Here is a 17,038-nt window from a genome sequence, read left to right as displayed (position 1 = left end):
GACGTATCAGGTTGACTAAAATTATTAAATGCTAATAATAATCAATCTCATTTATAAGAATTTAATATCACTTTAGATCGGGGATAGTTAATTGGAACATATCAATATTCGTAGTTCAGTCGAAGGCAGTCGATCAGCGTCGCTTGCTCCTATGAAAATGAGCTTAATAGCGTTGGCTATTTCAGCTTCATTTGCACCTCAAGTATTTGCCGCTGAGAAAACGTTAGATACGTTATTAGTTGAAGATACTGAGGTGGCAGGAGACGACAATCCATACGCAGAGGCTGGGGCTGGGTATAAAGCAAAAAAAATGTCTGATTCGAAATATACCCGAGACATAGCGGATACACCTAAAACCATTACCGTTTTGACAAAGGAGAAGATAGAAGATTCTGGTAAAACGGATCTAGAGTCTATTTTGAGCGCTCAACCGGGCATTACTTTAGGTACAGGAGAAGGTGGCAACTCCTTTGGCGATCGTTACATAATCCGTGGTTATGAAGCGAGAAGTGATGTGTATACCGATGGTTTACGTGAGCCAGGCCTTATTTCTCGAGAAACTTTTGCTTTAGAGCAGGTGGAAATTTCTAAAGGCCCCAGCTCTACTTTTGGAGGTCGTGGAACGACAGGGGGAGCGGTAAACTCAGTAACCAAGAAAGCATCTTATAACGAAGATTTTGCCATCATTGGTGGCACCATAGGTACGGATAATAAGAGGCGTTTTACGCTTGATACTAACAAAGTTGTAAATGATGAATTTGCCATACGATTTAATGCGTTGCTCTCTGATGCAGATACAGATCGCGTAGAAGACGCGATAGACCAAGAGGGGTTTCTGATTTCTGCGGTTTATGAGCCAAATACTGACGTTACTATTAGCGCAGATTATTATTACTTCCGAGCGAATGACAAACAAGATGTTGGTTATTCAATGGATAGCAATACGGGAGAGGTGAGAAAGTATGACTATGTTGGACAAAATGGCTTAGATTTTGACAAAAGCGAAGCGGATATTGCAACGATCAAGGTAGAAGCTTATTTAACTGATGATTTGCGCTTAGAAAACAAAACACGAGTCGGTAAAACGCTTAACGATTACATTACTTCTGCGGTGCAAGGCACTTCATCATTTACAGCCTTTAATGGCTGGCAGGAAAATGAATATGTAGGAAACCAAACGAACTTTATTTGGGATTCTATGTTGTTTGGTAAACGAAATTCTTTTGTTGCGGGTGTTGAGTACGCTGATGAGCATACAGACGCGAATGGCGGTCGAAATAGCACGGGAGCTTACACCGTAACGGGCTTACCTATTACGGTTGACCCATTGAATGCAGACAATTCTATATGGCAGGGATCTGTCACTAGAAATAATGAGGCCTCTAGTACAGCGAGAATTAAAACCTTGTCAGCCTACCTAATGGATACCGTCACTTTGTCTGACGATTGGGAAGTGCATGGTGGTGTTCGATATGATTATTTTGATTATGATGCATTTATTGCCGCATCGACGGATCGCGGAGGTAACGCTGTAGCTGAGAGGAATTATAAGTACAGTGATGGCTTCTTTAATGGTCACTTTGGGGCTGTATATTCTCCATGGGAGCATGGGAATGTCTATGCTACTTGGTCAACGTCTTCTAATATTAATGGCGGGGAAATAGATTCTGTTTCTGGTTGTGGCTATGGCGGTGTTTGTGTTGATTCTGATGGAAACTACAGCAATGCAGAGCCAGAAAAAACAACCAATTTAGAAGTAGGAACCAAATGGAACTTGATGGATCACAAGTTATTATTAACGGCTGCTCTGTTTCAAATTACGAAAGACAATGTGATTGAAGGAGGCAATGATTCCTATCAGTCTGGCGGTTCTCTGAATACGGGTAAAAATCGAGTACGAGGTATTGAGCTTGGCTTATCTGGTAATGTAACGCCTAAGTTGAGTGCGCAAGCAGGGCTTGCAATAATGAAGTCTAAAACATTAAAGTCTTACGACGATACTAATGTTGGTAAGCCAAAAGCCAATTTTGCTGATAGAAGCGCTAACCTCCAAATGAAGTACCATTTCACGCCAAAATTTGGTCTTGGCGCAGTAGCAACCTACTCTAGTGAAATCTTAGGTGGACAACCTGATGCAGGGACATCTGCAGACACTAACATACGAGCTCCTTCTTATGTTGTGTACGATGCTTTTGCCACTTATCAGGTTAATAAAGATTTTGACCTTCAAATGAATGTGCAAAATATTACGGATAAAGAATACTACACAGCAATCTATCGCGGCGGTAATTTTGTTTACTTAGGCGCTGGGCGTTCTGCCAGTATTACGGCCAAATATAAATTTTAATTTATGGCTACTGAGTTGAGCCATTAAAGTCAAAGGCAGTTGCTAACCCCAATTGCCTTTGGCTTATTTTTATAGAGAGAAATTATGTTGATCACTATTCCGAATGTACTGTCTGAGCATGAGTTAAAACAGTATCGACAACATTTGGCGGCTGCAGATTGGCAGGAAGGATCAAAGAGTGCTGGTGAGCAGGCTTTTAAAGTAAAAAAAAATAAACAATTACCCTCTAATGATCCACTGACACGCCAATTGGGCGATCATATTTTGCAAGTGTTGGCGAATAGTCCGCAATTCGTTTCTGCAGCGCTACCGCGTAAAATATACCCACCGTTGTTTAATGCTTATCAGAATGGTGGGCACTATGGATGGCATGTTGATAATGCGATTCGTATTGTGCCGGATACCCCCTTTCGACTTCGTACTGACCTATCAGCTACCTTGTTTCTTAACAATCCTAGTGAGTACGAAGGGGGGGAGTTGTGTGTGCAAGACACCTATGGAGAGCATAAAGTTAAGCTCAAAGCAGGAGATATGATTTTGTACCCATCAACCAGCTTACATCAAGTTTTGCCCGTTACTAAGGGGCAGCGTCTCGCCAGTTTTTTCTGGATTGAAAGCATGGTTCGTGATCATGAACAGCGTGAGATACTTTACGATTTAGATCAATCCATTCAAACGTTAGGAACTGAGCAAGGCTTGGATAATCCACAAGTCATCAAGTTAAGTGCCTTATATCATCGTCTTGTTCGACTGCATGTAGATACATAATTTATGAGTTCTTCTAATTCTATTAATGAGGCGCTATGCCTTGCAGATTATGAACGTCTTGCCAAAAATGTTCTCCCTCATGCTATTTATGAATATGTGTATGGCGGCGGTGCTGATGAAATATCACTCAGAGAAAATAGGGCGTCTTTAGACAAAATAAAAATATTCCCGCGTGTGTTAAAAGATGTCACCCGTGGTTCGACAGCCACGACTATTTTTGGAGAGCAGTGGCGTACGCCCATAATGTTAGCGCCAGTAGCATTTCAAAGAATGGCGCATGAGGAGGGGGAAATCGCCACCGCACGAGCGGCCAGTGCGCTTGATGTGGGTATGATGGTAAGTACTTTGAGTAGCCAGCCATTGGAAGAAATAAGCTCATATCTAACCACACCAAAGTGGTTTCAGCTGTATTGGCAACTAGACCGTAATTTTAATTTAGACTTAGTGAAACGAGCAGAGTTGGCTGGGTTTACAGCGTTGACCGTGACGGTTGATTCAGCGATTCATGGTATTCGTAACCGGGCTCAGCGTGCAAAATTTCAATTACCTGATCATGTTTCTGCTGTTAATTTAATACACCGTCCACCCTTGCCTACGAAAGAGTTTATGCCTGATGAAAGTATTGTATTTCAGGGCATGATGAGCGAAGCACCTACTTGGGAAGATATTGAATGGTTGATAGCGCAAACTAGCCTGCCTGTTGTTATCAAAGGAATTTTACATCCAGATGATGCTCTAAAAGCTCAGAAAATAGGTGCTAAAGGGGTTGTTGTATCTAACCATGGTGGTAGAACACTAGATTGTGTGCCGAGCCCTATAGAGGTATTGCCAAGAATACGGCAGAAGGTTGGCAAGGATTTTGTGGTTTTAATGGACGGCAGTATTCAGCGGGGAACGGATGTTTTTAAAGCGATTGCTCTTGGCGCGAACGCTGTATTGTTAGGTCGGGCGCAATTTTATGCCTTGGCTGTTGCGGGTGCGCCAGGTGTTGCTCATATGTTACGTATTTTACGCGAAGAATTTGAAGTAGCGATGGCATTGTCAGGTACTGAGAAGCTGGATGATATCAATCCAGAATTATTGTATTAATAATGTTAATTGTTGAATTTATAAGTACTCCTAATTAGAGAGAGTGGCAGCACGGCTAGGGTGCTAGCTGTCTTCTTATTCGTAAACCATCTTGGCAAAAATAGAGTGTTTGTGTGCATGTATGCAATAGCAGCAAAAGACGTTTTATCGTACTTTCTGGGAGACTGGGAAGTGCAGAGAGTAATTTCGGGCTTTGGCAATATCAACGGAAAAGCCAGTTTTCAGCGTCATACCGATAATGAGCAATGGCTAGATTTTCAAGAAGCCATGGTCTTGCCGAATTCAGAACATAAAAAGCCCAATGCGTTTAGACGCTACACCTATAGGATGACGGACGCAGGGTTTGATATTTACTTTTCTGATGGCGCCACGAAAGGCGAGTTGTTCTTGAGTTTTGCGTTTACTCAAGCCAGTACCCTGACCTCTCACCACTTGTGTATCAAAGATCATTACGACGCCAAGTTTGAATTTTTGTCAGACGATAAATTTGAACTGAGCTTTTCGGTGGTGGGTCCGAACAAGGATTACTCGATTCAAACACGCTTCTCCAAGCTTACATAATGTATTCGAGTGATAGCGCGTCTTTAGTCAATGATGATCATTGCGTCTAAGGTGAGCTTCAAACCCTCGAATCATAAGAGATAGGGAAAGCGTTAGTACCAAATACATAAACGCCACGACGTTATAGGTTTCGAAAAACTGAAAAGTCGATGAGCTGAATATCTTGCCAAGCTGAGTGATGTCTTGCACACCGAGCACGGAGACCAATGCCGAGTCTTTGATCATGGCGATAAAGTCATTGCCCAATGGCGGGAGAATTTTACGGATGGCTTGTGGAAACGTAATGAAGCGAAAGCGATGCCAGTTCGACAAACCTAATGCCTTTGCTGCTTCAATTTGTCCTTTACCTACTTCTTGAATGCCCGCCCGGAAGACTTCCGCAATAAATGCACTGTAGCTAATAGAGAGCGCAAAAATAGCACGCCATAGCATGTTGAAGTCGCGCGTTTGGGCTTTATCTAATAATCCAGATTCAATGGGGATTTGTAATACCCAGTTATAGAATTTAACCAGCTCTGGCGCGCCGACAAAAGCAATGTAAAAGAGTAAAACAAGCACCGGCACGCCGCGAACAATCTCCACATAGAAGCGGCTAAGTTCCCGTGCAATACGAAAGCGAGAAAATCCAGATAAAGCAACTAATAACCCCATCACGCTGGCTAGGAAAAAAGCGCTCAATGTCACGCCTAGCGTGGTTAACAGTCCTTTGCTTAATGCCCCAGCAATGCGTTGGTAGCTTTGGTCTGAAATCATATGCCAGATGAGCATTAATGAAATGATAATGGTCGCGACAAGCCACCATGGGGTACGGTCTAAGGTCTTTTTAAAGGGCATAATTATCAAATAGCTAGACCGCTCTATCGCGGTTGAATGAATCGAAATTGACCATCACACTACACAGAGTGTGATGGTTCAGAAGGCTTACTTTGTTTGGTTGTAGTCAAAAAACCATTTTTTGTTTAGCGCTTCCATAGTGCCATCGGCTTTCATGCTTTTGATTGCCGCATTAACCGGTTTCAGAAGATCAGATCCAGGGGTTAGGATAAAGCCAAAATCTTCGGAACCAAGCGGGCCGCCGACAATTTTAAATTTGCCAGGGTTCGCGCCCATGTAGCCGCGAGCGGAAGTTGAATCCATGAGTACACAATCTACGTCACCAGATTTCAATGCTTGTACCGAGGTGCCAAATGTATCGAGTAAGGTGATACGAGGGTTGTTTTCATTTCCGTCTAACACATCATAGACCGCCACATAAAAATTGGTGGTACCAGCTTGAGCGCCAAAACGAAGGTTTTTATTCGCCGCGAAAGACTTAGCATCATCAAAGCGAGTTTCATCTGCTCGCACTAACATGAATTGCTGGGATGTCATATAAGGATCAGAAAACTGGATTTGTTTGGCGCGTTCAGCATTAATAGTGATGCCATCCATACCAATATCATATTGTCCCTGTTTTACTGCTTGGATCATGGTATCCCAGCTGCTTAATTGCCAATCAACTTTGGCATTTAAACGGCGGGCAATTTCGTTCATCGCATCGTATTCCCAGCCGATGCCTTTTCCTGTTGCCGGATCTGCAAAGTTAAGCGGTGTGTAAGCATTTTCGGTTACCGCGACAATAGTTCGACCTTTTAAATTAGGTAAATTGTCTGCTTGGCTTAGTCCACTGAAAGAAACAGCGAGGGTAAGAGCAAGACATGAAATGAGGGATTTCATGAATAGTGATCCTTCGAAGGCAAATGGTTAAGGGATGATTGCTTAGGATTATACACAGGTCAAGAATGGCCGACTACGTCATCCTAAAGGGAGTTAATCGATGATTGTTATATTGTTCGTTAAAATTAGGATTAAATGGGCGTGAAGTGGCAAGTTTTTGGCCAAAAGCGTATATTCGCTTCTTTATTAGAGTTCATAAAGTCACGATGCCAATCGGCTAGATCGTGTCATTTTTCTGAGAATATAAGGGTGCTATGACGCGCGAATTGGATCAAAAACAGTCTTTTCAGACGCATTGCTTAGCCCAGATGGGAGTAACGGCTTGGTTGTCGACTTCTGATGAGGTTACAGGAACGGTTTTTTATCCTGCGCAACCTTGGGCAATGGATCAATCCTTTGAGCCTATTACTGAATCTATACCTAGTGCGGTGACGCCTTCTAAAGGCTTTGGCTCTGCAATGCCAGAACCTGTGGCTAAAATTGCTCCAGAAGAAAAAGAGCAATCGGTGGCGTATTTGCGCGAGCAGCTAAATGCAGGCCCTGAAATTGTCGTTGAAGATCTACAACCGATTGAAGAGTTAGCGGTTGATATAGAAGTGCCTATTGAAGCCGTGTCTTCGACGACAGCGATTACACGAATTGAGCTAAGAGGGTATGTGTTTGCGAATCAACTACTGATTTTAAGCGAAGTGCCTACGGTATTTACGCAACAAGAAGAGATTGATCGTTTAGCGTTAAAAATGGCTCAGGCGTTGTTAAAAACACCTATCGAGGAATGGGACTGTCGTGGCTTATCTTGGCCTGGTGCGTTGAGGAATCCTTATTTTTTAGTGCGACAAGACTGGTTATTGGGCGCATTAGAGAGTTTTGTATTGGGCTTCACCCAATTTTTTCGTGGTGAGCCAAAAGTGGTGTTGGCGGGTGACAATATTGCGACCTTATATGATGAGTTGTCTGCGGACTGCGCCATAAAGGCATTCCCCGTCGCGCGCATTGTGAGTTTGCCTGAACTCTACCGTATCCCCGAGTTACGCAAAGACGCTTGGCAGATTATGCAGAGTGCCTTGTTTCAAAACAGCTAGTTCTATTTTTAGCTAGCTTTCTAATTTTGACTAAAAGAAATTTGTTATGACCTCATTTATAGTGCGTCCTGCAACCTTAGCTGATGCGGCAGCGCTTATCCTGCTGGATCAAGAGTCGAATCCTCATCCTTGGAGTGCGACGCTGGTCGAAGAGGCGCTCGTCTCGCGTGTTAATTGGGTCGTCGAAGCGACTTTAAAAGAGCGCGCAGCCGACGTGCAACACAATGAGACAACACTGGTTGGCTGGTTAACAGCGTCTTTATTGTTCGAGCAATCAGAATTAGAACTGATTGTGGTGGATCAAACTCAGCGTCGCCAAGGCTTGGCTAAACAGTTATTGTCTGCTTGGATCGAACAAACGGCCGCCCAAGGGGTGATAGAGTATCTCTTAGAGGTGCGTGAATCGAATATAGGTGCGATACGGCTTTATCAATCATTAGGTTTTGACGAAGTAGGGCGCCGTAAAAATTACTATACAACGGAGCAAGGGCGAGAAACCGCGTGTTTGTTCACATTAAATGTCTGCGTGTAATGCTTATTTGTCACCTCTGCCATGTTATCTAGTCTAGAGCGATGTGTGTTGTTGGTGAGTTTTTATAAAATAGAAAGCACGAATTGAAAGAAGGAATCAAACCATGAGTAATGTATTAGTCCCTATTGCAAACGGCAGTGAAGATATTGAAGCAATCACTATTATCGATGTGTTGCGCCGTGGTGGTGTTAATGTCACGGTAGCCAGCGTACATGATTCTAAGAATATTACGGCCGCCAATGGCTGTAAAATTGAAGCGGATGTGTTGTTGCCAGAGGTGGTCGGCATTCAATACGATGCCATTGTTTTACCTGGTGGCATGCCTGGCGCTGAGCATTTACGTGACTGTGAATTATTGATCGATATATTGGAAAAGCACGACATTCAAGATGCGTTGCTTTGTGCGATTTGTGCGGCACCTGCGTTAGTTTTTGGTACGCATGGTTTTGTTGCGGATAAACAGGCTACTTGTTACCCAGGATTTGAAAAAGGCCTAATCGGTGCAGAATATATCTCGGATCAGCCAATCGTGATGGACGATAACATTATTACTGGACAGGGCCCTGCTGCTGCGATGACCTTCTCTTTAGCTGTGTTAGGAAATCTAAAAGGCTATGAAGTTGCTCAAGAAGTAGCCGATGGACTCTTGTGCTAATAGATAGTGGCCGATTATCTATTCTTGACCATAAAGTCAATTGAATTTTGAAATAAACTCAGAGTTTTTGTTAATTTACGTGGCTTTGCGGTGGACGCTAAGGGCGTATAAGAGTAAAATTGGGCAGATTTTTTGAACGCGAGATCCCTTGATTATTGATCAATGGATGAACGGCAAAAACGCAATTTCTTAAAAGCGAGATGAGCCGATGGTTCTCTCGCTTTTTTGCAACCTGATAGGCTCTAAACGGGAGGTTCCTTTGGCAACATCAGCGATTCTTGCTCTAGAAGACGGCACTGTATTTAAAGGGGTGTCGATCGGAGCAGATGGCTCCTCAACAGCCGAAGTGGTATTCAACACTTCGATGACTGGTTATCAAGAAATTCTTACAGATCCTTCCTATGCTCGACAAATGGTCACTTTGACCTATCCCCATATTGGGAATACTGGCGTTAACTCTGAAGATGAAGAATCAAATAACGTTTGGTGTGAAGGCTTGATTATTCGTGATCTTCCTTTGATGGCAAGCAGCTGGCGCTCACAAGAGTCTTTAGGCTCTTATTTAAAGCGAAAAGGCGTTGTTGGCATTGCAGATATTGATACGCGTAAGTTAACACGTATTCTGCGAGAAAAAGGCGCTCTATCTGGCTGTATCATGGCTGGCGAAAATCTAGACGAAAACGCTGCTATTGCTGCGGCAAAAGCATTTCCTGGCCTTAAGGGTATGGATTTAGCGAAAGAAGTGTCTGCTAAAGAGACTTACCAGTGGACGGAGTCTACTTGGGATCTAGTAAAAGGCCATACAACCCCTGAATCATTCGATTTCCACGTGGTTGCCTATGACTTTGGTGTGAAGCAGAACATCTTGCGTATGTTGGTTGAGCGCGGTTGCCGTCTAACGGTTGTGCCAGCACAAACGCCAGCAAGTGATGTGCTCGCTTTGAATCCAGATGGTATTTTCCTTTCTAATGGCCCTGGTGACCCAGAGCCATGTGATTACGCGATTCAAGCAATCAAAGAGATTCTAGAAACAGAGATTCCTGTTTTCGGTATCTGTCTTGGTCATCAGTTATTGGCGTTGGCCTCTGGCGCGCAAACGAAGAAAATGAAATTTGGTCACCACGGCGCTAACCATCCAGTACAAGCCATTGAAAAAGGCACTGTGATGATTACCAGCCAGAACCATGGTTTTGCGGTAGACGAAGACACATTGCCTGCCAATCTTAAGATGACGCACAAATCCTTGTTCGATGGTTCTTTGCAGGGACTTTCCCGTACTGATAAGAGCGCGTTCAGCTTCCAAGGTCACCCGGAAGCGAGCCCAGGGCCGCATGACGTTGCGCCACTGTTTGATCAGTTTATCGAAAACATCAAAGCCAACAAAGCCTGAGCAGGAACGAAACACTATGCCAAAGCGTACTGATATTAAAAGCGTCTTAATTCTAGGTGCAGGTCCTATCGTTATCGGTCAGGCCTGTGAATTTGACTATTCTGGTGCTCAAGCGTGTAAAGCGCTACGCGAAGAAGGTTTCCGCGTTATTCTAGTGAACTCAAATCCAGCAACCATCATGACTGACCCTGTGATGGCGGACTCAACATACATTGAGCCGGTTGAGTGGGAAACGGTTGAAAAAATCATCGAGAAAGAGCGTCCAGATGCTGTGCTACCAACCATGGGTGGCCAAACAGCACTGAACTGTGCGTTGGATCTTGAACGTCACGGTGTATTAGCTAAATACAATGTTGAAATGATTGGTGCGACGGCAGACGCCATCGACAAAGCGGAAGACCGTAATCGTTTCGACCAAGCAATGAAGGCAATTGGTCTTGAGTGTCCTCGTGCCGGCATCGCTCACAGCATGGAAGAAGCGAAAAGCGTACAAGCTGATTTAGGCTTTCCTTGTATTATTCGACCTTCTTTCACCATGGGCGGCACCGGCGGCGGTATCGCGTATAACATGGAAGAGTTTGAAGAAATCTGTACTCGTGGTTTGGACTTATCCCCAACTAACGAACTGCTAATCGACGAATCTTTGATCGGTTGGAAAGAGTACGAGATGGAAGTTGTCCGCGACAAAAAAGACAACTGCATCATTGTTTGTGCAATCGAAAACTTTGACGCTATGGGGGTTCACACAGGTGACTCCATTACTGTTGCGCCAGCACAAACACTAACGGATAAAGAATACCAAATCATGCGTAACGCTTCTTTGGCGGTATTGCGTGAAATCGGTGTTGAGACCGGCGGTTCAAACGTACAGTTTGGTATGGATCCGAAAACCGGCCGTTTGGTGGTTATCGAGATGAACCCTCGCGTGTCTCGTTCTTCTGCCTTGGCATCGAAAGCGACAGGTTTCCCAATTGCTAAAATTGCCGCGAAATTGGCAATCGGTTACACCCTAGACGAATTGCAAAATGACATCACTGGTGGTCAAACGCCAGCGAGCTTCGAGCCTGCAATCGACTACGTTGTGACGAAAATTCCTCGTTTCACTTTTGAAAAATTCCCAACGGCGAACGACCGTCTAACGACGCAAATGAAGTCAGTGGGTGAAGTGATGGCGATTGGCCGTACTTTCCAAGAGTCTTTGCAAAAAGCCTTGCGTGGCTTAGAAGTCGGCGCGGATGGCTTTAATCCTCAGTTGGATTTCTCTGAAGAAAACAGCAAAGAAAAACTTGCGTATGAGCTTCAAAATCCAGGTGCAGACCGCATTTGGTACATTGGCGATGCGTTCCGTTCTGGCATGACAATTGATGAAATTTACGCCGATACAGGTGTCGATCATTGGTTCCTTGTACAGATCGAAGACTTGATCAAAGAAGAAGCGGGTCTGGCTGATAAAGGCCTAACCGACATGACTTACGACGTAATGCGTCGCTTGAAACGTAAAGGTTTCTCCGATTCTCGCCTAGCAAGCTTGTTGCAAGTGACTGAGAAGTCATTGCGCGAGCGTCGTTACTTAGTCAATGTGCACCCAGTCTACAAGCGTGTTGATACTTGTGCTGCAGAATTCGCGACCAACACAGCGTACATGTATTCCACTTATGAAGATGAGTGTGAAGCGGCGCCGACTGATAAAGATAAAATCATTATCCTAGGTGGTGGCCCAAACCGTATCGGTCAAGGTATCGAGTTTGATTACTGCTGTGTACACGCGGCGCTAGGCTTACGCGAAGCGGGTTACGAAACCATCATGGTTAACTGTAACCCAGAAACAGTTTCTACCGATTACGATACGTCGGATCGTTTGTACTTCGAGCCAGTTACTCTGGAAGACGTACTTGAAATCGTTCGCAAAGAAAAGCCAAAAGGTGTGATCGTTCAGTTTGGTGGTCAAACACCGCTGAAAATTGCTCGTGCCTTGCAAAACGAAGGCGTGCCTATTATTGGTACAACGCCAGAAGCGATTGACCGTGCCGAAGACCGTGAACGTTTCCAAAGCATGATCCAGCGTCTAGGTTACAAACAGCCGCATAATGCTACCGTGCGTAGCGTTGACCAAGCCGCGATGAAAGCCGCTGAAATCGGTTATCCTCTTGTTGTTCGCCCATCTTATGTACTGGGTGGACGTGCAATGGAAATCGTTTATAACGAAAAAGAATTGATGCGCTACATGACAACGGCTGTGAAAGTGTCTAACGACAGCCCAGTCTTATTGGATTACTTTTTGAATGCGGCGATCGAGATTGACATCGACTGTATCAGTGATGGTAATCAAGTGGTTATCGGCGGCATCATGCAGCACATTGAACAAGCCGGTGTTCACTCAGGTGACTCAGCGTGTTCTTTGCCTCCTTATTCATTGCCAGCGAATGTTCAAGACGACATCCGCGAGATGATTAAAAACATGGCGCTTGAGCTTGGTGTTATCGGTTTGATGAATACTCAGCTTGCGGTACAAGACGGCGAAATCTATGTGATTGAGGTTAACCCTCGCGCATCACGTACGGTACCGTTTGTTTCTAAGTGTATTGGTCGCTCTCTCGCACAAGTTGCTGCGCTAGTTATGGCGGGTAAAACGCTAGAAGAGCTTGGTTTCACGAGTGAAATCATTCCTTCTTACTACAGCGTGAAAGAAGCGGTTTTCCCGTTCAATAAATTCCAAGGCGTTGACCCTATTCTTGGCCCTGAAATGAAATCGACTGGTGAAGTCATGGGTGTGGGCGATACATTCGCTGAAGCCTTTGGTAAAGCGGTTCTAGGTGGCGGTACTGTGTTGCCAACGTCTGGACGAGCCTTCATCAGTGTTCGTGATATGGATAAAGAAGGTGCGGTTGATGTTGCTCATCGCTTGATCGAATTAGGGTTTGATATTGTCGGTACCGAAGGCACCGCAAAATTCTTATCTGAGCGCGGTGTGGCAATAAGCAAAGTAAATAAAGTAAACGAAGGACGTCCTCATATTGTTGATATGCTGAAAAATGGTGAAATTGATTATATTATCAACACCACATCAGGCACACAGGCAATTGCTGACTCTTCTGTCATTCGCCGCACAGCATTGCAGCGAAAGGTTTGTTACACTACAACATTGGCCGGCGCTGAAGCGACTAGCATGGCGATCAGCTTGAAAGGTGAAACAAAAGTTAGAAGACTGCAAGATTTGCACTTGGGGAAATAATGAAAAAAGTACCAATGACGGTAGAAGGTGAAGCTCGTCTACGTGAAGAGCTTAATCATCTTAAAACCGTAGTTCGTCCTCGCGTGATTGCGGATATCGCAACCGCTCGTGAGCATGGCGATCTTAAAGAAAACGCGGAATATCACGCAGCTCGTGAAGAGCAGGGTTTTGCTGAAGGTCGTATCAAAGAGATCGAAGGCAAGCTGTCTGATTCACAAGTAATCGACGTGAAATCTGTACCGGCTTCCGGCAAAGTGATTTTCGGCACGACCGTGACACTTTTTAATGTGGATACAGAAGCAACCGTAACCTACAAAATTGTAGGGGATGATGAAGCCGACGTGAAAGTGAAGAAGATTTCTTACGCTTCACCAATCGCGAAAGCCATCATTGGGAAAGAAGAAGGCGACGAAGTCGTTGTTAAAATCCCAAGCGGCGAAGCAACATATGAGATTGAGAAAGTCGAATACATTTGATCTGTATTAGGTGATTTCATTCTTTTAAAAGCCATGATGTGAAAGCATCGTGGCTTTTTTTATGCCTAAGCAGAAAGAAAATTATTAACAAAAAATTTAAAGAGTTTAGTCTATACGGTTAATTATAAATTTAAAGTGATGCATTTATAATGGCTTCAATTCGTTATTACCCTTATGACTCGTTGGAGAAGATGATGACTCACCAAATTATTCAAGACTTGAACAGCCGCTATACGGCTAAGAAATACGATGCGGATAAGCGTATCTCGCCTGAAAATCTAGATGTGATCAAAGAAGCAATCCGTTTGTCAGCTTCTTCTATCAACTCTCAGCCATGGAAATTCGTCTTGGTAGAAAGTAAGCAAGGTAAACAGCGTTTGCATGACACCTTTGCCAATAAACATCAGTTCAATCAACTGCATGCAAAAGAAGCGTCACACACCTTGCTACTGGCGTATGATCCGACTTTTACGAAAGACAAATTCAGAAAGCGTGTCGATGCTGAAGTAAGCTCAGGTCACTTGCCTGCTGAAATGTATGACAGCTTTATGGGCGCTTATGCATTCGCCGAGATGAATACCGACGAACATGGCAATAACGCGAGCTGGACTAAAGCTCAAGTATATTTGGCGTTGGGGAACATCATGCATACCTTGGCGCGTTTAGGTATTGCTTCTACACCGATGGAAGGGGTTGATCCTGAGTTGATTGGCGAAACATTTGCTACAGAGTTAGACGGCCATGTGTGTGAAGTTGCCTTGGCAATGGGTTACCACAAAGACGGCGACGATTGGAACCACGGCCTACCAAAAGCTCGTCTAGCGATGGACGATATCATCGCCACAGCCTAATCGAACTGCTAGATACTTCTCTTTAATATTGGAAGCCACCTTGTGAAAGCAAAGTGGCTTTTCTCTTTCGATAGTAAAAACTGCTCTGACCCCTTAAGCGCTCTTTAATGCCGCAATAAACAGGTCAATTTCACTCTCTGTATTGTAGTAATGAGGTGCTGCCCGCATGACCCTTGGTAAGTTTCGAGCTTCAGCATCCAGCCTTGTGCTCGAAGGGTCAGACGCGCCTATGATAATATTTTTATGCCGAAGTTGAGACACGGCATTGCTTGGTGTTTTCCCATCAATGGTAAAGCTGACAATAGCGCATTGCTCAGTACCTAAGTCTCGGATGATGGCTCCCGGTATGTCTGAGAGTTGTCCTCGTAGGTAGTTTGCTAAGTACCAAGAGCGCTGCTGTATGTCATCAAGACCTATTGCCATCGCATATTCTACTGCTGCCGATAAACCTGACCTGAGGGCATAAGAATTTTCCCAGTTTTCAAAACGTCGTGCATCGCCTCGTAATTGATACTGATCTTTCGCTACCCAAGGGGCTGCAAAGTGATCAATTACGATAGGTTCTAAGCCCTCGATTAACGCTTCTGTAACATAAAGAAATCCTGTCCCTCTAGGCCCGCGAAGGAACTTTCTTCCCGTCGCAGAGAGAAAATCACAACCTAGCTGCTGCACATTGACTGGCATTTGACCCACCGCCTGACAAGCATCTAACAAATAGGTAATACCATGGCGCTTAGCGATTTTTCCTACTTTTGCTGCTGGATTGACTAGTCCTCCATTGGTAGGGATCCAGGTGATTGCAATCAGAGCAACCCGCTCATCTATCATTGCTTCAAGCGCTACAGTATCAATGGCTCCCGATTCATCGCTTGGGATAACGTCGATTACAATGCCATCACGCTTTACTCGCTGTAAATAAGCCACATAATTTGCGGCATACTCTGCTTCACAAGTCAGTACTCTATCGCCTGCTTTTAATGGCAAAGCATAAAAAGCATGACACCATGCGGCTGTCGCATTTTCCATCAGAGCAATTTCATGTTTTTTTGCTCCGATCAGAGTCGCAATAGACTGATACGTCGCCTCCAGTTTTTCGCTTTCTTCCGCTTGAGCTTCGTAGCCGCCCATGCGAGCTTCGAGCAATGTATGATTAATGATCGCATCAATAACTGGCTGGGGCATAAGAGCAGATCCAGAGGCAAGTAGATGAATGCTGTTATCTACCCCAGGGGTCTCAGATCTGATTTTTTCGATATCAATGGTCATTTATAGACTGCCTAATGTTTAGCTTGTCGAAGCAGACATTACACAGTGGATTATGAGTACTTACAAACGATTTAAATAATTGCTAATCTTTACATAATGTAAAGATTAAAAGAGTGTCTAGCTAATGAAATTACCACCATTAACCGCTCTGACTTATTTCAATGCGGCGGCGTCGCATATGAGTTTTAAATCTGCCGCGATGGAATATCATGTAACAGAAGGCGCCATCAGTCGCCAAATTAAGCTATTAGAGGATTACTATGGCCTGCCATTGTTTGATCGAGTTGGACGCGGTGTTCAGTTAACCGATATCGGGCGTCGGCTATTGGCCGTCAGCCATCCGGCAATGCAGGATATCTCTCAAGTATCTGAAGAAATATTAGGTTATACCCCAGCGCTTACGTTGTCGGTCACCACGAGCTTTGCCATCCGTTGGCTAATGTCCAGACTGGCAGACTTTGAATCTATCTACCCAAACTACCCCATCAACCTGCAAGCAGACGGAAAAACGCATCAAAGAGAAGGCAGACGCTCCGATGTCAGTATCGTTTATATGTTGGGGGATCCTTATGATTCAAAAGCGGTCATTCCTGACAACAGTCAATTCATTATGGCAGAATGGTTAATGCCAGTATGCTCACCGGCTCTGTTAGCAGGTGGTAAGCCAAAGCGGCCTTCAGAGATGGAGCAATTTAAATTGATATTTAATGAGCTAACCGGACGTGACTGGCGCCTTTGGCTCAAATTTGTTCCAGAGGCCAAAGTGCTGTTGGATACCGCGATTCGTTTCGAACATGATGATACAGCTATCCAAGCCGCCGCCGCTGGGCACGGCGTAGCGCTCGCGAATATGGCTTATATCGGTAAGGAACTACAAGAGGGCCGCTTGGTACCTGCTGTACGTTCTGCCCCCATCGCCATTGGTGCGCATTATCTTGTGATTGAACCAAACAGTGCAGGCTTACCTTATGTAGAAGCATTTAGATCATGGCTTTTGGAGCGTGCAGCCGAGTTCTCCCCTGAAAAAAGCAATACGTCTCAAGAGTAAACGATGCTTAAGATGTTATTTTTGA

Annotated in this window: 15 protein-coding genes; 12 read left to right on the top strand and 3 right to left on the bottom strand. The window is 44.5% G+C overall.

Annotated features, from left to right (window positions below; all coding sequences use genetic code 11):
- Nucleotides 1-91: 91 nt before the first annotated feature.
- The 4 genes from V6259_RS11395 to V6259_RS11380 all read left to right on the top strand — a co-directional run bounded on the left by V6259_RS11395 (nucleotide 92) and on the right by V6259_RS11380 (nucleotide 4,765).
- Complete coding sequence (locus tag V6259_RS11395; RefSeq protein WP_341584605.1) at nucleotides 92-2,347, top strand: TonB-dependent receptor; 2,256 nt, start codon at nucleotides 92-94, stop codon at nucleotides 2,345-2,347.
- Nucleotides 2,348-2,431: 84 nt separating this feature from the next.
- A complete protein-coding gene (locus tag V6259_RS11390) occupies nucleotides 2,432-3,115 on the top strand; it encodes a Fe2+-dependent dioxygenase (RefSeq protein WP_133012355.1) in 684 nt (227 codons plus the stop codon).
- 3 nt (nucleotides 3,116-3,118) lie between these two features.
- Nucleotides 3,119-4,204: an alpha-hydroxy acid oxidase gene (locus V6259_RS11385; RefSeq protein WP_133012356.1), complete on the top strand. Its 1,086-nt coding sequence runs from the start codon at nucleotides 3,119-3,121 to the stop codon at nucleotides 4,202-4,204.
- A gap of 117 nt (nucleotides 4,205-4,321) precedes the next feature.
- Nucleotides 4,322-4,765, top strand: coding sequence for a DUF6314 family protein (locus V6259_RS11380; RefSeq protein ID WP_133012357.1), 444 nt, complete (start codon nucleotides 4,322-4,324; stop codon nucleotides 4,763-4,765).
- Between the two features lie 27 nt (nucleotides 4,766-4,792).
- Here the strand turns inward: V6259_RS11380 and V6259_RS11375 are convergent, their stop codons facing one another.
- Nucleotides 4,793-5,599 (bottom strand): amino acid ABC transporter permease, encoded by an 807-nt coding sequence (locus tag V6259_RS11375; RefSeq protein WP_133012358.1) that lies wholly within the window; start codon nucleotides 5,597-5,599, stop codon nucleotides 4,793-4,795.
- 87 nt (nucleotides 5,600-5,686) lie between these two features.
- Nucleotides 5,687-6,481, bottom strand: coding sequence for a transporter substrate-binding domain-containing protein (locus tag V6259_RS11370; protein ID WP_133012359.1), 795 nt, complete (start codon nucleotides 6,479-6,481; stop codon nucleotides 5,687-5,689).
- A 254-nt stretch (nucleotides 6,482-6,735) separates the two neighbouring features.
- Here V6259_RS11370 and V6259_RS11365 point away from each other — a divergent pair, with 254 nt between their 5' ends.
- From V6259_RS11365 to V6259_RS11335, 7 genes are all read left to right on the top strand, one after another.
- Nucleotides 6,736-7,563 (top strand): hypothetical protein, encoded by an 828-nt coding sequence (locus V6259_RS11365; protein WP_341584604.1) that lies wholly within the window; start codon nucleotides 6,736-6,738, stop codon nucleotides 7,561-7,563.
- Nucleotides 7,564-7,609: 46 nt separating this feature from the next.
- Entirely contained in the window at nucleotides 7,610-8,095 is a 486-nt protein-coding gene (locus V6259_RS11360) for a GNAT family N-acetyltransferase (protein ID WP_341584603.1), read from the top strand.
- Between the two features lie 103 nt (nucleotides 8,096-8,198).
- Entirely contained in the window at nucleotides 8,199-8,750 is a 552-nt protein-coding gene (locus tag V6259_RS11355) for a DJ-1 family glyoxalase III (protein WP_341584602.1), read from the top strand.
- 259 nt (nucleotides 8,751-9,009) lie between these two features.
- Complete coding sequence (gene carA, locus V6259_RS11350) at nucleotides 9,010-10,140, top strand: glutamine-hydrolyzing carbamoyl-phosphate synthase small subunit (RefSeq protein WP_341584601.1); 1,131 nt, start codon at nucleotides 9,010-9,012, stop codon at nucleotides 10,138-10,140.
- 16 nt (nucleotides 10,141-10,156) lie between these two features.
- The gene (gene carB, locus V6259_RS11345) at nucleotides 10,157-13,372 is read left to right on the top strand and encodes a carbamoyl-phosphate synthase large subunit (protein WP_341584600.1); all 3,216 of its coding nucleotides are present in this window, start codon (nucleotides 10,157-10,159) and stop codon (nucleotides 13,370-13,372) included.
- On the top strand, nucleotides 13,372-13,848 hold the full coding sequence (greA, locus tag V6259_RS11340) for a transcription elongation factor GreA (RefSeq protein ID WP_341584599.1): 477 nt from the start codon (nucleotides 13,372-13,374) through the stop codon (nucleotides 13,846-13,848). Before carB ends, greA begins: the two co-directional genes overlap by 1 nt.
- 149 nt (nucleotides 13,849-13,997) lie before the next feature.
- Nucleotides 13,998-14,699, top strand: a complete 702-nt coding sequence (locus V6259_RS11335; protein ID WP_341584598.1) for an NAD(P)H-dependent oxidoreductase — start codon at nucleotides 13,998-14,000, stop codon at nucleotides 14,697-14,699.
- A gap of 93 nt (nucleotides 14,700-14,792) precedes the next feature.
- Here the strand turns inward: V6259_RS11335 and V6259_RS11330 are convergent, their stop codons facing one another.
- The gene (locus V6259_RS11330) at nucleotides 14,793-15,965 is read right to left on the bottom strand and encodes an aminotransferase class V-fold PLP-dependent enzyme (RefSeq protein ID WP_341584597.1); all 1,173 of its coding nucleotides are present in this window, start codon (nucleotides 15,963-15,965) and stop codon (nucleotides 14,793-14,795) included.
- Between the two features lie 124 nt (nucleotides 15,966-16,089).
- On the opposite strand from V6259_RS11330, the gene V6259_RS11325 reads away from it, so the two are divergent.
- The gene (locus V6259_RS11325) at nucleotides 16,090-17,013 is read left to right on the top strand and encodes a LysR substrate-binding domain-containing protein (protein WP_341584596.1); all 924 of its coding nucleotides are present in this window, start codon (nucleotides 16,090-16,092) and stop codon (nucleotides 17,011-17,013) included.
- Nucleotides 17,014-17,038: the final 25 nt, after the last annotated feature.

The sequence above is a fragment of the Marinomonas sp. TI.3.20 genome (genome assembly GCF_038155025.1).
In the GTDB taxonomy this organism is placed as follows: Bacteria; Pseudomonadota; Gammaproteobacteria; order Pseudomonadales; family Marinomonadaceae; genus Marinomonas; species Marinomonas flavescens.
Note: the sequence above shows the minus strand (reverse complement) of the source record. Positions and strands in the feature narration are given on the sequence as shown.

What these genes read in the sequence shown, in the direction of transcription:
- V6259_RS11360 (WP_341584603.1), top strand. Translation starts at nt 7,610, where the DNA reads ATGACCTCATTTATAGTGCGTCCTGCAACCTTAGCTGATGCGGCAGCG.
- V6259_RS11375 (WP_133012358.1), bottom strand. Translation starts at nt 5,599, where the DNA reads ATGCCCTTTAAAAAGACCTTAGACCGTACCCCATGGTGGCTTGTCGCG.
- V6259_RS11380 (WP_133012357.1), top strand. Translation starts at nt 4,322, where the DNA reads ATGTATGCAATAGCAGCAAAAGACGTTTTATCGTACTTTCTGGGAGAC.
- V6259_RS11390 (WP_133012355.1), top strand. Translation starts at nt 2,432, where the DNA reads ATGTTGATCACTATTCCGAATGTACTGTCTGAGCATGAGTTAAAACAG.
- carB (WP_341584600.1), top strand. Translation starts at nt 10,157, where the DNA reads ATGCCAAAGCGTACTGATATTAAAAGCGTCTTAATTCTAGGTGCAGGT.
- V6259_RS11325 (WP_341584596.1), top strand. Translation starts at nt 16,090, where the DNA reads ATGAAATTACCACCATTAACCGCTCTGACTTATTTCAATGCGGCGGCG.
- V6259_RS11385 (WP_133012356.1), top strand. Translation starts at nt 3,119, where the DNA reads ATGAGTTCTTCTAATTCTATTAATGAGGCGCTATGCCTTGCAGATTAT.
- V6259_RS11365 (WP_341584604.1), top strand. Translation starts at nt 6,736, where the DNA reads ATGACGCGCGAATTGGATCAAAAACAGTCTTTTCAGACGCATTGCTTA.
- V6259_RS11370 (WP_133012359.1), bottom strand. Translation starts at nt 6,481, where the DNA reads ATGAAATCCCTCATTTCATGTCTTGCTCTTACCCTCGCTGTTTCTTTC.
- V6259_RS11335 (WP_341584598.1), top strand. Translation starts at nt 13,998, where the DNA reads ATGGCTTCAATTCGTTATTACCCTTATGACTCGTTGGAGAAGATGATG.
- greA (WP_341584599.1), top strand. Translation starts at nt 13,372, where the DNA reads ATGAAAAAAGTACCAATGACGGTAGAAGGTGAAGCTCGTCTACGTGAA.
- V6259_RS11355 (WP_341584602.1), top strand. Translation starts at nt 8,199, where the DNA reads ATGAGTAATGTATTAGTCCCTATTGCAAACGGCAGTGAAGATATTGAA.
- V6259_RS11330 (WP_341584597.1), bottom strand. Translation starts at nt 15,965, where the DNA reads ATGACCATTGATATCGAAAAAATCAGATCTGAGACCCCTGGGGTAGAT.